This is a genomic window from Streptomyces sp. 15-116A (assembly GCF_025290915.1).
Taxonomy (GTDB): domain Bacteria; phylum Actinomycetota; class Actinomycetes; order Streptomycetales; family Streptomycetaceae; genus Streptomyces.
Genome location: NZ_JAOCQE010000218.1, coordinates 1 through 11,206 on the forward strand (window position 1 = coordinate 1; position 11,206 = coordinate 11,206).

General features: G+C 71.8%; 8 protein-coding genes and 1 pseudogene. 5 read left to right on the forward strand and 4 right to left on the reverse strand.

Annotation, left to right across the window (positions count from 1 at the left end):
* Positions 1-405: 405 nt before the first annotated feature.
* Positions 406-813, forward strand: a complete 408-nt coding sequence (locus tag N4P33_RS26490) for a DUF6278 family protein (RefSeq protein WP_260829300.1) — start codon at positions 406-408, stop codon at positions 811-813.
* Between the two features lie 152 nt (positions 814-965).
* The gene (locus N4P33_RS26495) at positions 966-1,709 is read left to right on the forward strand and encodes an amino acid ABC transporter ATP-binding protein (RefSeq protein WP_260829301.1); all 744 of its coding nucleotides are present in this window, start codon (positions 966-968) and stop codon (positions 1,707-1,709) included.
* A gap of 181 nt (positions 1,710-1,890) precedes the next feature.
* Here the strand turns inward: N4P33_RS26495 and N4P33_RS26500 are convergent, their stop codons facing one another.
* Together N4P33_RS26500 and N4P33_RS26505 are read right to left on the reverse strand one after the other, a co-directional pair.
* A complete protein-coding gene (locus tag N4P33_RS26500; protein ID WP_260829302.1) occupies positions 1,891-3,459 on the reverse strand; it encodes an alpha/beta fold hydrolase in 1,569 nt (522 codons plus the stop codon).
* Between the two features lie 115 nt (positions 3,460-3,574).
* A complete protein-coding gene (locus N4P33_RS26505) occupies positions 3,575-4,330 on the reverse strand; it encodes a hypothetical protein (protein WP_260829303.1) in 756 nt (251 codons plus the stop codon).
* Positions 4,331-4,515: 185 nt separating this feature from the next.
* Here N4P33_RS26505 and ggt point away from each other — a divergent pair, with 185 nt between their 5' ends.
* The gene (ggt, locus tag N4P33_RS26510; RefSeq protein WP_260829304.1) at positions 4,516-6,327 is read left to right on the forward strand and encodes a gamma-glutamyltransferase; all 1,812 of its coding nucleotides are present in this window, start codon (positions 4,516-4,518) and stop codon (positions 6,325-6,327) included.
* A gap of 18 nt (positions 6,328-6,345) precedes the next feature.
* Here the strand turns inward: ggt and N4P33_RS26515 are convergent, their stop codons facing one another.
* Together N4P33_RS26515 and map are read right to left on the reverse strand one after the other, a co-directional pair.
* Positions 6,346-8,889 carry an ATP-dependent Clp protease ATP-binding subunit gene (locus N4P33_RS26515; protein ID WP_260829305.1) on the reverse strand — a complete coding sequence of 848 codons (2,544 nt, stop codon included), beginning with the start codon at positions 8,887-8,889 and terminating at the stop codon, positions 6,346-6,348.
* A 351-nt stretch (positions 8,890-9,240) separates the two neighbouring features.
* On the reverse strand, positions 9,241-10,008 hold the full coding sequence (map, locus tag N4P33_RS26520) for a type I methionyl aminopeptidase (RefSeq protein ID WP_260829306.1): 768 nt from the start codon (positions 10,006-10,008) through the stop codon (positions 9,241-9,243).
* Positions 10,009-10,041: 33 nt separating this feature from the next.
* On the opposite strand from map, the gene N4P33_RS26525 reads away from it, so the two are divergent.
* Positions 10,042-10,302: a helix-turn-helix domain-containing protein gene (locus N4P33_RS26525; protein WP_260829307.1), complete on the forward strand. Its 261-nt coding sequence runs from the start codon at positions 10,042-10,044 to the stop codon at positions 10,300-10,302.
* Positions 10,303-10,430: 128 nt separating this feature from the next.
* Positions 10,431-11,206 (forward strand): annotated as a pseudogene (locus N4P33_RS26530) (hypothetical protein); the annotation flags it as partial.

An 11,206-nucleotide genomic window follows, 5' to 3' on the forward strand; every position in this document is an offset into this window, starting at 1 on the left:
CCCGGAGCCGTCGAAGTCCGCCGCGCCGGGCCTGGCGTCCTCGCTCACGGCCACGTTGTCGAACACCCGCTCCAACGGCACCGGGCGCTCCCCGGCACCGTCCGCGTCGGCCGCCCGCACCACCCCCAGCGGCACCAGCCACGCGCACACCGCCGCCGGCACCACCACACCCCGGGCCCCGCGAACCCACCGGACCCACCGGCCCCCGCAGACCCCTCGGCGCACCACCGGCTCCTCCCGCTCATCCCGCCGCACGGGACGTTCGACGCACCGTGAAGCTAGAGAGAGGCGTGGGACGGGTCAACGCGCCATGCGCGGACCGGCGGTGAACCGTGCCGCAAGCCGCCCGGCCGGGGGTCCGCGCGCCTGTGGTGCGGGGGCCGGTACGAATGACAGGCTGGAGGTATGAACATCCCTTTCCTGGGCCACCGGCGCCGAAAGGCGGGTCTCCCCGATCCCGAGGGCATCGCGGAACTCCTCGCCGAGTGCGAACTGCTGCGCTCCCAGGCGTCCCGGGCGAGCGTCCGGCTGGACGACTCCCCGGCCTCGCTGGAGGCGCTGGACCAGCTGGTCCCGGGCTGGCGGGACGACGAGGAGACCCTGACCTGGCTCGGCAACGACGCGGGGCTGTATCTCGGGACCGTGATCGTGCGCACGGTATCGGGCGCCGCCTGGGAGATCCGGTCCGACGGCCAGCCCGTCGTACGGCTCGCCTCCGGCCGGGAGTTCGACGTCGTGGACGCGGGACACGAGTGGGCGGCGAGCGGCGTCCCCGAGCTGTCGCAGCTGTACGCCGAGGTCGCGGAGGCATGAGGCAGAGCAGGCCGGCCGTCCCGCGCGCCCAGCGGAGTAAAGGCGGCGTAAATACGGCTTATGACCGAAAAGTGCGTGTCGCATCGCCCTCGCGATCTTGCCTGGATACGTTGCGGCAACCACCACACGGCTGAGGATGAGTAGGGGTGGTTATGGCCGTCGATCCGCTGATCGAACTGCGTGACGTCAACAAGTACTTCGGTGACCTGCACGTTCTGCAGAACATCGACCTCACCGTGGGCAGGGGGGAGGTGGTCGTGGTCATCGGCCCGTCCGGGTCGGGCAAGTCGACCCTGTGCCGGGCGATCAACCGGCTGGAGACGATCCACTCCGGCACGATCCTCGTGGACGGGCAGCCGCTGCCGGACGAGGGCAAGGCGCTGGCCCGGCTGCGCGCCGATGTCGGCATGGTCTTCCAGTCGTTCAATCTCTTCGCCCACAAGACCGTGCTGCAGAACGTCTCCCTCGGTCAGATCAAGGTCCGCGGACGCAAGAAGGAGGACGCCGACCGGCGTTCGCACGAACTGCTCGACCGGGTCGGGGTCGCCAACCAGGCGGACAAGTACCCGGCGCAGCTCTCGGGCGGTCAGCAGCAGCGCGTGGCGATCGCGCGGGCGCTGGCGATGGAGCCCAAGGTGATGCTCTTCGACGAGCCGACCTCGGCCCTGGACCCCGAGATGATCAACGAAGTCCTGGAAGTCATGCGGCAACTGGCCGCCGACGGCATGACCATGATCGTCGTCACCCATGAGATGGGCTTCGCCCGCTCGGCCGCCAACCGGGTCGTCTTCATGGCCGACGGCCGCATCGTCGAGGACCGCGCACCCGACGACTTCTTCACCCACCCGGAGAGCGACCGGGCCAAGGACTTCCTCTCCAAGATCCTCAAGCACTGAGCGGCGTGACGCAGGCCCATCACCCGACCCGGCGCTCCTCGACTACGATGTGTCCTTCACCCCGGTGGCACCGGGCACTTCGCGGCAGGAGCGGGGACGCCGCCACCGGAAGGGGCCCACCGCCCCCGACCCGCGGGGCGGCGGACCACGTCGGCCAGTCCCGTCCGGCGGCAGCCGGAGATCACTGCTCGCGCAGCGGAACCGTCACGTACGACGGGTCGTTCGCCGGCGAGGAGAAGGTCAGCTGCGCGCCGGACGGGTTGTGCTCGATGTAGAGCGGGTCCACCGTGTCGACGACCAGGGCGAGCCGGTGCCCGGCGGGCACGTCGTAGGCCGTGGAGAACAGCTCCAGATCCACGCCGAACGGCTCGCCGGGCGTACGCCCGTGGAAGGTGTACGGCGCGTTGCTGACCAGCTTGCCGAGGCCGAGCGGCCCCACGTCGTACAGATAGGCGACGAGGGTGCCGCTCTCCTTCGTCGGGGTGACGGTCGTGTGCAGTCTCGCCGCCCCGCGCACGTGCTGGGCGGTGGCGTACCGCTCCGACTGCCACACCGCCGCCCAGCGCCGGGGAAGCAGCGGTATGTACGCCGTCGGCGGCAGCTGCGCCACCTGGTCGAGGATGCTGGAGAGGAACACGATCCCGCCGTCCGCACCGGAGTTGACGTTCGCGCGGATGGTGGGTGACCCGGCGAGGTCGATCTTGCGGCGGGTCGCGGCCACCGACTTCCAGTCCGGGTACGTCTCGTAGCCGCCCGAGGAGCGGGGCTTGAGCCGGACGGGCTGCTCGCGGTCGACCCCGTTGGCGACGCCCCGCAGATGGTGGTCGAACCAGCGCCGGGTGTCGCTCCACACGTCGTTGGGCAGCCCGAGCAGACCGGTGATCTCCGGGGTGGCGTGGTCGCCGGGGCGCATCTGGAGCCGCTTGGGGCCGGTGAGCTTCTCGTAGAAGTCGGTGTACTGGTTGGGCGGGAAGACGGTGTCGCCCCAGGCGCCCGCGAGCATCACCGCCGTGCCGTTGCGGTTGAGCCGGTCCACATACGTCCCAGCTGAACGTTTCTTCCCCCACTCGATGATCGCCTGCTCGCGGGAGAGGTCGGAGGCGTAGAAGTCGCGGAAGATCGACCGCAGTTCGGCGCTTTGCCGGCCGACGACCCGGCCCGCGCCGTCGAGCACCGCGGCGGCCTGGACGGACTGGGTGCGCCCGGAGTAGATCGAGCCGATCAGATCGGCCCAGCCGCTCAGCGCGGCCACCACCTTGATCCGCTCGTCGTGCGCGGCGGTCAGCAGGCTGATCCCGGCGCCGTAGGAGACGCCCGCCATGCCGATCCGGCCGGCGTCGGAGGGCGTGTGGGCGAGCGCCCAGTCGATCACGCGTGAGGCGTCGGCCGTGTCCGGGGGACCGGCGACCTCGATCTCGCCGCCGGACTGCCAGAAGCCGCGCACGTTGTAGGTGACCACCACGTAGCCGGAGTCGGCGAGCTTCCGCGCCTGGGCCAGGTACTCGATCTGCGGCAGTCCCCAGCTGGTGGGGAGCACGATCAGCGGGTAGCGGGTCCGTCCGTCGGCGCCCGCGGGGGTGATGACGTTGGCCTTGAGGACCGTGCCGCCGTCGCCCGTGATGTCGACGAAGCGGACGGGGTCCGGCGCGGCCTGGGCGGTGGGGGCGAGTCCGAGGGCGCTTCCGGCGATCAGGGTCGCCGAGACGGCGCCCACGGCGGTCGTGCGCAGGGCCTTGCGGTGGGGTCCCACGGTCACTCCTCACTCGTGTCAGTGCAAAGTGACCGAACGGTAACCTCACTCCTTTACTCGGAGTAACCCGTCGGTAAGTTACGTGCCAGTAACGATTGTTGAGTTGTGGAGGACGTCAGGATTCCGAATGGGCCTTGCGTGGAGCGGGAGTCGGCAGAGGCGTCTGTGCCGCCTTCGTCACATCCCCGACCAGCTCCACCACATCCGGCCCGTACGCCTGGGAGTTGACCACCTTCAGCAGCAGCACGAACGACCGCGCACCGTACTTGCGGGCCAACCGCTCGTGGTGGCGGGCGAGATACCGGGTGGCGGCCTGATTGGTGATCGCCCGCTGCCCGCAGAACAGGAACACCGGCCGCGCCTCGTGCCGGTCGCCGGCGGTGAGCCGGGCCAGCATGACGTACTCCGTGATGCCCGGGTCCATACGGTAACGCTCGCCGCCGATCTGGAAGGCACCCCGGTCCGGGCCCGGCTCCGGATCCACGTTGACCCGCACCCCGGGCAGCATCGCCGCCATATGGGCGACCATCCTCCGGTTCGACCCGGGACCGCCCACGCAGAACTCCGTGCGCTCACCGAAGCCCTGATGCACCGCGTCCTGCGTCACCACCTGCACATGCGCCCCGCAGTCCTTGATCAGCGCCGAGAGCTCCAGCAGCGCGAACACGTCGAAGCGGTGCACCGCCGGCTCCGCCGTGGCCGGATCGCGGTTGACGACGAGCAGGGACTCGGAGTTCTGCGGCAGCCCGAAGAAAGCCTGCTTGCGGCGGAGCTTCCGCTTCCACAGATACGTACGGGCGATCCAGCCCAGCGCGGCACTGATGCCGGCGGCCACCACACCCAGAACGATGTTGCGCACGTCGTCAGTCATGGGCGCGCATGGTAGCGGTCCCACGCAAACTCGCGTTCGACGCGTACGGAAAAAGATGCCCGCCGGGGAACCGCAGGGACGCGGAAGACGCCCGTCGACGGTCCGCGGCACGCCCGGAGCGGCATTCCTGACGAGGGCATGGCGATGAACTAAGCTGCGCGGACGGTCTTTCACCGGAGGTGCGGATGCGTCGTCCCGTGGCACGGAAACTGGCGGTCCTGGCGGTCTCGGCGGCCGTCGTGTCGGTCGGGGCGGCGGCGCCGCCCGGCGCACACGACGACGACACCGGCGGGCGAACTCCCAAGACACCCGAGGCCGTCGGCTACGGCGGCGCCGTCTCCAGCGTCGACCCCGACGCCTCAGCGGCCGGCATCGAGATCCTGCGCAAGGGCGGCAACGCGGTCGACGCGGCCGTCGCCACCGCCGCCGCGCTCGGCGTCACCGAGCCCTACTCGGCCGGCATCGGCGGGGGCGGCTACTTCGTCTACTACGACGCCCGCTCCCGCACCGTGCACACCCTCGACGGCCGCGAGACCGCGCCGCTCACCGCCGACTCCGGGCTGTTCCTGGAGAACGGCAAGCCCATCCCGTTCGCCGAGGCCGTCAGCAGCGGCCTGGCCGTCGGCACGCCGGGCACGCCCGCCACCTGGCAGCGGGCGCTGGAGAAGTGGGGCAGCGACCGGCTCGGGACGGTCCTGAAACCCGCCGAACGGCTCGCGCGCGACGGGTTCACCGTCGACGAGACCTTCCGTGCGCAGACCGCCGCCAACGAGACCCGCTTCCGCTACTTCCCCGACACCGCCGAGCTGTTCCTGCCCGGCGGACGGCTCCCGGTGGTCGGCTCCACCTTCAAGAACCCCGATCTCGCCCGCACCTACGCCGAGTTGCGGCGCAAGGGCACCGACGCGCTGTACCGGGGCGACATCGGCCGGGACATCGTCAACACCGTCAACAAGCCGCCCGTGGACCCGGCTTCCGGCTGGAACGCCCGTTCCGGCGATCTGTCCGCGCGGGATCTGGCGGCCTACCGCGCCAAGGCGCAGCCGCCGACGAAGACCTCCTACCGGGGCCTCGACGTCTACTCCATCGCGCCCTCCTCGTCGGGCGGCACCACCGTGGGCGAGGCCCTCAACATCCTGGAGCGGACCGATCTGTCGAAGGCGAGCGAGGTCCGGTATCTGCACCGCTTCATCGAGGCGAGCAGGATCGCGTTCGCGGACCGGGGGCGCTGGGTGGGCGACCCCGCCTTCGAGGACGTACCGACGAGGGAACTGCTCTCGCAGAGGTACGCCGACTCGCGCGAGTGCCTGATCAAGGACGACGCGGTGCTCACCAGTCCGCTCGCGCCGGGTGACCCGCGTGATCCCCAGCCGTGCGAGGGTGGTGGTACGGCCGCTCCGACCACGTACGAGGGTGAGAACACGACGCATCTGACGACCGCCGACCGGTGGGGCAATGTCGTCGCCTACACGCTGACGATCGAGCAGACCGGTGGCAGCGGGATCACGGTTCCGGGGCGCGGGTTTCTGCTCAACAACGAGCTGACGGACTTCTCTTTCGCGCCGGCGAATCCTGCGGTGCACGATCCGAATCTGCCGGGGCCCGGGAAGCGGCCTCGGTCGTCGATCTCGCCGACGATCGTGCTCGACGGGGACGGGAAGCCGGTGGTGGCGTTGGGGTCGCCCGGTGGCGCGACGATCATCACCACCGTGTTGCAGACGCTGGTGGGGTTCCTGGATCGGGGGCTGCCGTTGGTCGAGGCGATTGCGGCACCTCGGGCGAGTCAGCGGAATGCCGCGCAGACGGAGCTGGAGCCCGGGTTGTACGGGAGCGAGGTGCGGGGGCAGTTGGAGGCCATGGGGCACAGCTTCAAGGTGAACCCGGAGATCGGGGCGGCTACGGCTGTGCAGCGGCTGCCGGGTGGGAAGTGGCTGGCGGCTGCGGAGAAGGTGCGTAGGGGTGGGGGGTCGGCGATGGTGGTGCATCCCGTGCGGTGAGTGAAAAGTGGGCCTGAGTCAAAGCTCCGGGGTGGGGATGTCCTGGGTGCGGAACGTGAGTTTGCCGTTCTCCGTGTCCACCGTCACCCTGTTGCCCTCCTTCACCCGGCCGTCCAGGAGGAGGCGGGAGAGCTGATTGTCGACCTCTCGCTGGATGGTGCGGCGCAGGGGGCGGGCGCCGTACTCGGGCTGGTAGCCGCGGCGGGCCAGCCAGTCGACGGCCGACTCGGTGAAGTCGATCGAGATGCCCTGGCCCTTGAGGCCGCGGCGGGTCGACTCCAGCAGCAGGTCGGTGATCTGCCGCAGCTCCTCGGACGTGAGCTGGCGGAACACCACGATCTCGTCGATGCGGTTGAGGAACTCCGGGCGGAAGTGCTCGCGCAGCGGCCGCAGGATCTGCTCGCGGCGGGCCTCCTCGTCCGCCTCGGCGCCGCCCGTGGCGAAGCCCAGGGTCGCCCCGCGCCGGGTGATCACCTCCGAGCCGAGGTTGCTGGTCATCACGATGACGGTGTTGGTGAAGTCCACCGTGCGGCCCTGGGAGTCGGTCAGCCGGCCGTCGTCGAGGACCTGGAGCAGGATGTTGAAGACATCCGGGTGGGCCTTCTCCACCTCGTCGAGCAGCAGCAGCGAGTACGGGTGGCGGCGCACCACCTCGGTCAGCTGACCGGCCTCCTCGTGGCCGACGTATCCGGGCGGGGCGCCGACCAGGCGGCTGACGGTGTGCCGCTCCTGGTACTCGCTCATGTCGAGCCGCACCATGCGGTCCACGCTGCCGAACAGGGCCTCCGCGAGGGCGCGGGCCAGCTCGGTCTTGCCGACGCCGGTCGGCCCGAGGAACAGGAAGCTGCCGATCGGGCGGTCGGGGCTGGCGAGCCCGGCGCGGGAGCGCATCACCGCGTCCGACACCACCCGTACCGCCTCGTCCTGTCCGACGACCCGCTGGTGCAGATGCTGTTCGAGGCCGAGCAGCCGGTCTTTCTCCTCCTCGGTGAGACGGCTGACCGGGATGCCGGTCTGCCGTGACACCACCTCGGCGATGGCCTCGGCGTCCACCACCAGGTCCTGGCCCTCGTCCACCTCGGTGCTGCTGCCGGCCTCGTCGATCCGGCGCTTCAACTCCACGATGCGGTCCCGGAGTTGTGTGGCCTGCTCGTACTGCTCGTCGGCGACGGCCTGGTCCTTGTCGCGAGTCAGCTGCTCGACCTCGCGCTCCAGCGCGCGGACGTCGGTGCCCTTGGTGCGGGCGCGCAGCCGTACCCGGGCGCCGGCCTGGTCGATGAGGTCGATGGCCTTGTCCGGCAGTCGGCGGTCGCTGAGGTAACGGTCGGACAGCTCCACGGCCGCCGTCAGCGCCTCGTCGGTGTAGCGGACCTGGTGGTGGGCCTCGTAGCGGTCGCGCAGTCCGCGCAGGATCTCGATCGCGTCGGCGGGCGTCGGCTCCGGGACCATGATCGGCTGGAAGCGGCGGGCGAGGGCCGCGTCCTTCTCGATCCGGCGGAACTCCTCCAGCGTGGTCGCGCCGACCACGTGCAGCTCGCCGCGGGCGAGGGCCGGCTTGAGGATGTTCCCGGCGTCCATCGAACCGCCCTCGCCGCCCGCGCCCGCGCCGACGACGGTGTGCACCTCGTCGATGAAGACGATCAGCCGGTCGGAGTGCGAGCGGATCTCCTCGACGATGTTGTTCATCCGCTCCTCGAAGTCGCCCCGGAACCGGGTGCCGGCGACCACGGCGGTCAGATCCAGGGCGACCACCCGGCGTCCGAGCAGCACATCGGGCACGTCCCCCTCGGCGATCCGCTGGGCCAGCCCCTCCACCACCGCGGTCTTGCCGACGCCCGCGTCACCGATCAGCACGGGGTTGTTCTTGCCGCGCCGGGAGAGCACCTCGACGGTCTGCTCGATCTCCTCGTCGCGCCCGATCACCGGGTCGATACGGCCCTCACGGGCGAGTTCGGTGAGGTCGCGGCCGTACTTGTCCAGGGTCGGGGTGCCCGTCGCCGGACGAGGTCGTTCGACGCGGGGCGGGGCCGACTCCGGGACCTCCGGGGGCAGGCCGGAGGGCGGGGTGAAGCGGGCCGCGTTGAGGATGTGCCCGGCGGCCGAGTCGGGGTTCGCCGCCAGGGCGCTGAGCACGTGCTCGGGGCCGATGTAACCGGCGCCGCTGGTCCGGGCCATCTCGTGCGCGTCCAGCAGGGCGCGCTTGACGGCCGGGGTCAGGGACAGCGAGGTGGGCGGCGGGGCGCTCTCCGGGCCGTGCTGGGCGGGGCCCGAGCGCTCGTCGATCTGCGAGGCCAGCGAATCGGGGTCCGCGCCCGCCCGGCTGAGCAGACTGCGGGTCGGCTCGGTGGCGAGCGCGGCCCGCAGCAGATGCTCGGTGTCCAGGTCCCGGCTGCCGTGCTCGGCGGCGTACTGGGCGGCGCCGCGCACCAGCTCCCGGGCCGGCTGGCTCAGCAGCCTCCCGATGTCTATCTGCCGGGGGCGGGGCCCGCCGAAGAAGCGTGCGAGGAATTCTCCGAAGGGGTCCGAGCCGTAGCCCTGCGGACCTGTGAACCCGCTGGTCATGGCCATCCGTTCCGGCGCCCTCGCGGGGGACCCCCCTCGGCCGGACGGAGCCGGAACCTCCGAGGGCCCGGGGCGCGCTCACTGCTCGACGTACGGTCCGGACGCGGGTGCCCGACCGTCTCGCTGTTACACACGCACGGGTCTGCTGCCGCGCGGGTGTGTCCCTGTGCCGCGTGAGGCGCACTCGTAGAACACCTTCGCACGATCGGTGTGGGGGAGCACCTCAGGAGAGGGCGGGCATGCTCGCGCGCCGGGAGTGACGAGGACACCGCTCGTCTCAGCGTTTCGCGTGGGGTGGTGGCGCTCGGCGCGGGGCGCGCGGTCCGGCGCGGTCGCGCGTCGCCGGGAGGCTCAGCGGGCCGTCAGGACGCGGGGACCGGACTCCGTGACGGCGATCGTGTGTTCCGCGTGGGCCGCGCGGGTGCCGTCGTCGGTGCGCAGGGTCCAGCCGTCGGCGGCGGCGTGGAAGCCGTCGGTGCCGCCCGCGATCACCATGGGCTCGATCGCGAGCGCCATGCCGGGGCGCAGGGGCATGCCGCGGCCCGGGCGGCCCTCGTTCGGCACCGACGGGTCCTCGTGCATACGGCGTCCGATGCCGTGGCCGCCGAAGCCGTCCGGGATGCCGTACCCCGCGGCGCGGCACACGCTGCCGATGGCGTGGGCGATGTCGCCGATGCGGTTGCCGACGACCGCCGCCTCGATACCGGCGGCCAGCGCCCGCTCGGCCGTCTCGATCAGCCGCAGGTCGGCGGGGCGCGGCGTGCCCACCGTGAAGCTGAGCGCCGAGTCGCCGACCCAGCCGCCCAGTTCGGCGCCGCAGTCGACGGAGACGAGGTCCCCGTCGCGCAGCCGGTAGCCGGTCGGGATGCCGTGCACGATGGCGTCGTTGACGGACGTGCACAGCACGGCCGGGAACGGGGTCGGCGCGAAGGAGGGCCGGTACCCCAGGAAGGGCGAGGTCGCGCCCGCCCCGCGCAGCACCTCCCGCGCCACCTCGTCCAGCTCCAGCAGGGAGACGCCCACGTCCGCGGCCTCGCGTACGGCCGTCAGCGCGCTCGCGACGACCTGGCCCGCCTCGTGCATGGCGTCGATCGATGTGTCGGTCTTCAGCTCCACCATGCCAATTACTATACCGGTATTAGAATGGGCGCCATGGTGCGCACCCCTCTCACCCCGGAAGAACGCGAACGCGGCGAACGGCTCGGCCGGCTGCTGCGCGAGGCGCGCGGCGACCGCAGCATGGCCGAGGTCGCGGCGGGCGCCGGCATCTCCGCCGAGACGCTCCGCAAGATCGAGACGGGGCGCGCCCCGACACCGGCGTTCTTCACGGTGGCGGCGCTGGCTGTCGAGCTGGGCCTGTCGATGGACGAGCTGGCGGTGCACTGCGTCCGGAGCGCCCCGCTCGCCGCGTGACGTCTCACCCCCGTCCGGGCCCGTCATGCGTACCTTGCGTTCCCGCCGAAAACTCCCTGTAGCGCTGCCGTAACACGGCTGGTGTTGCCTACGGAGCGGAATACTCCAGTTTCTGGCGGGAGTTGGCTATGGCGACGGAGCGACTTCCGGGCCGCATCCGGGAGTTCACGAGCTACCTCAACGGGCTGCTGGAGCGCCTGGACCAGTCCGGCGGCTGGTGCGGGGTGTTCTGGCAGCGGGACCCCGAGGGTATGCGGGCCTGCCTCGAGGGGCGTGAGCTGCCGCCGTGGGACGTGATGGAGGCCCTGCTCCAGGATCTCGCCGCCGCACATGGCCCCCGCGCCGCCGAGTCCGAGACGGCCAGGGCCCGCACCCTGCACGCCGCCGCCCTCGCGGCCCACGACACCCGCCCCGGCGCCCGCGAGGCCCTCGCCGACCGCCTCGACGTCATGCTCCGCGAACAGCGCTACGCCGCGGAACGCCGAGCGGCCCTGAGCCACGCCCTGGCCACCGCCCCCACGGCCACCGAGGCCCTCCGGGCCGACCTGGCCTGGGCCGAGGACGACCACGCCCGCGCCACGGCCCGCTGCGCGGAACTCCGCGCCCGGATCGACCACCTGAACCGCCGGGAACGCGGCGAGGCGGGCCCCGGCCGCGAGAGCGAACGCGGGGCGTTCACCGCCCGTACGGCACCCTGGGCCCCCTTGGCGCCGCCACCCGCGTGGGCCGCTGAGCGCACCCTCGCCCCGGACACCGCACGGGCAACAGCGCCGGCCTCCGCGACATCGCCCTCCCCGTCACCGGCCCCCGAGCCCGCACCTGCCCCCGCTCCCACCCGCACACCCGCACCCACCCCCACGTCCGCCGCCACCCCGGACCCAGCCCCCAAGCCCGCCAAGCCCCG

What these genes read in the sequence shown, in the direction of transcription:
- N4P33_RS26495 (WP_260829301.1), top strand. Translation starts at nt 966, where the DNA reads ATGGCCGTCGATCCGCTGATCGAACTGCGTGACGTCAACAAGTACTTC.
- N4P33_RS26525 (WP_260829307.1), top strand. Translation starts at nt 10,042, where the DNA reads ATGGTGCGCACCCCTCTCACCCCGGAAGAACGCGAACGCGGCGAACGG.
- N4P33_RS26515 (WP_260829305.1), bottom strand. Translation starts at nt 8,889, where the DNA reads ATGACCAGCGGGTTCACAGGTCCGCAGGGCTACGGCTCGGACCCCTTC.
- map (WP_260829306.1), bottom strand. Translation starts at nt 10,008, where the DNA reads ATGGTGGAGCTGAAGACCGACACATCGATCGACGCCATGCACGAGGCG.
- N4P33_RS26505 (WP_260829303.1), bottom strand. Translation starts at nt 4,330, where the DNA reads ATGACTGACGACGTGCGCAACATCGTTCTGGGTGTGGTGGCCGCCGGC.
- N4P33_RS26490 (WP_260829300.1), top strand. Translation starts at nt 406, where the DNA reads ATGAACATCCCTTTCCTGGGCCACCGGCGCCGAAAGGCGGGTCTCCCC.
- ggt (WP_260829304.1), top strand. Translation starts at nt 4,516, where the DNA reads ATGCGTCGTCCCGTGGCACGGAAACTGGCGGTCCTGGCGGTCTCGGCG.